The organism is Vibrio sp. 10N.222.48.A3 (assembly GCF_041475345.1).
Taxonomy (GTDB): domain Bacteria; phylum Pseudomonadota; class Gammaproteobacteria; order Enterobacterales; family Vibrionaceae; genus Vibrio; species Vibrio tasmaniensis_A.
Window position 1 is genome coordinate 1 of sequence record NZ_JBFRVX010000957.1, and the last position, 1,935, is coordinate 1,935.

Sequence of the window (1,935 nt, forward strand, 5' to 3'; positions counted from 1 at the left end):
TTGCCGAGTAGGTATGCTTGGCGCATTCTCAAAGGCAGAGAGCTAACTATCGGTTTGGGTTTGAGTTTCTCTAGCATAATTAACGCGTAACTTTCAGTGGAGGCATTAAATATGCCTACCGTTGCTTCGGGTTCTGATTCATAAGCGCGTTGTGCTTGTTCTAATGTTTCAAAGCTTCCCACAAGCTCCACTTTTGATGAGCCAATACCAAACCAATAACTCATATATGCCTCTTTTTATATTGTGGCTAACCGTCCGTTTCTAAGTTTTAAGGACATGTGTTTGTCTATTGGTACAGTAGCACCAAGCGACAATGGCCGCAGCAAGCATTGAACCCCTTTAACGCCCCATCCGGTCACGTCCATCAATGCTTGCTCAAGTGGCGAAATCGGTATTTTCTCTTTCTGGTTACACTTATTTTCAGTGCTCCAAGGAAGGGCGCCGCCCTTTTTAAGATCAAGAGCACGACGCTTTACGTCTTTAGTTTTCACCAAACTAAATTGCTCGCTACATGTTGCGATGACCTTACCAAGCCAATTGATTCCAATGACGCGCTTTACCGTATCACCGTACTGGTTGAATTTATCTTCATAAGCCAGCTTGGCTTTGAAGCCCAATTCGCAAAAACCTTTCCAGCGGGAATTATCAGCATGATCTCGAAGCTGTTCTAACTCTTCATCGAAAGCAGTTTCCGTTGGATTAGCTCTGCGTAATTGTCGCCAGAGCCCGACAGAAGGAGAGCCAGATTGAGAGAATTGCTTAATTCTGTGTATACGCGCCCATGCTGTCGCAGAAAGTGCCGTTTGTTTCGCATCACCTTCTGGCATATGTGCACCATTAATGTTCTTGGAAATGTACTTGATGATGTAACCCGTAGCCGTACCTTGTGACGGGTCACAATCTTTAATCGTTATACGAGGAGTTTTATCAAGCTTACCGTTTATGATGAGTTCGCTTTTATCTTCATCAATAGCAATACCCTCAATGATGTCTATCAGGTCTTGCTTTTGCCTTGGGTGTACATACAAAAACATATGAGCATGAGGCGTACCGTCCTTGTGAGGTTCAGCGACACGAAGCCCAAACCATTGAATATCAATCTTTGGTTTTTTAAACCAAGCTCGTGCACATCGCCATTTAGCCATCATTACTTCATGGGCCTCTTTGGGTGTGCAGCCGTTCCATTTAGATGAATTACGATGGTATTTACTTGGCAATGTCCAGTTAACAAAAACGCCTTCATATCCCATTTCAATTGCACGCTCTTCATCTCCACGGCTACGAACCACCAATTCAATGCGGCGGTTTTCTGGGTTTGCCGTAGTTCGTTTAACCACTTCCGATAAATCAAACGCTTGACCTGTCTCATCGTTCAACACAGACATAGACTTTACAAATTGCTCTGCTTCGATTTGCTTCTTTTCCCAACGGGCATAAGAACGACTCGATACATACTTACGTTGACCTTTGTTACCGCCAACGCGACTCAAAGCAATTTGTGAATACTCTATATATTGAGTACGTAAGAACTTAAACTTGCGGACTAGATAACTCACATCCAGACAACGGCGAATAGCACGTTCTAATTCGCGCTCTGCGTCCTCTATGGTTTCATGTTTCTTTTTAATTTGTGGAGCTTTGATATAGAAACGCTTCATATCTTCACGAATGCCATAAAACACTTTTTCAAGCGCATCGACATAACTCGACTCATTGTCTTCAATCTCAGTCATTTGAATCAAGCGTGTGAACATTTCAGTAAGGTTTGTAGCTAAATGCTCTAATGCTTCATCACACATCAAAACACGATGATTTAGCTCTACTGAACTGCGCGCACTACTATGCAAACGCTGTCTTTCTGGTGCATTGCTTCGCTCATCAACAAAAGTGTATTTATCTTCAATAAATGGAGAGTACTTGAGTGCGTGTTTAACT

General features: G+C 42.8%; 2 protein-coding genes. Both read right to left on the bottom strand.

The window, feature by feature from the left end:
* The coding region (locus AB4653_RS22340; protein ID WP_372105370.1) for a hypothetical protein at window positions 1-224 on the bottom strand (224 nt) is incomplete at its 3' end.
* Between the two features lie 12 nt (window positions 225-236).
* Window positions 237-1,935 (bottom strand): replication endonuclease (locus AB4653_RS22345; RefSeq protein WP_372105371.1); only part of this gene is annotated, 1,699 nt, incomplete at its 5' end.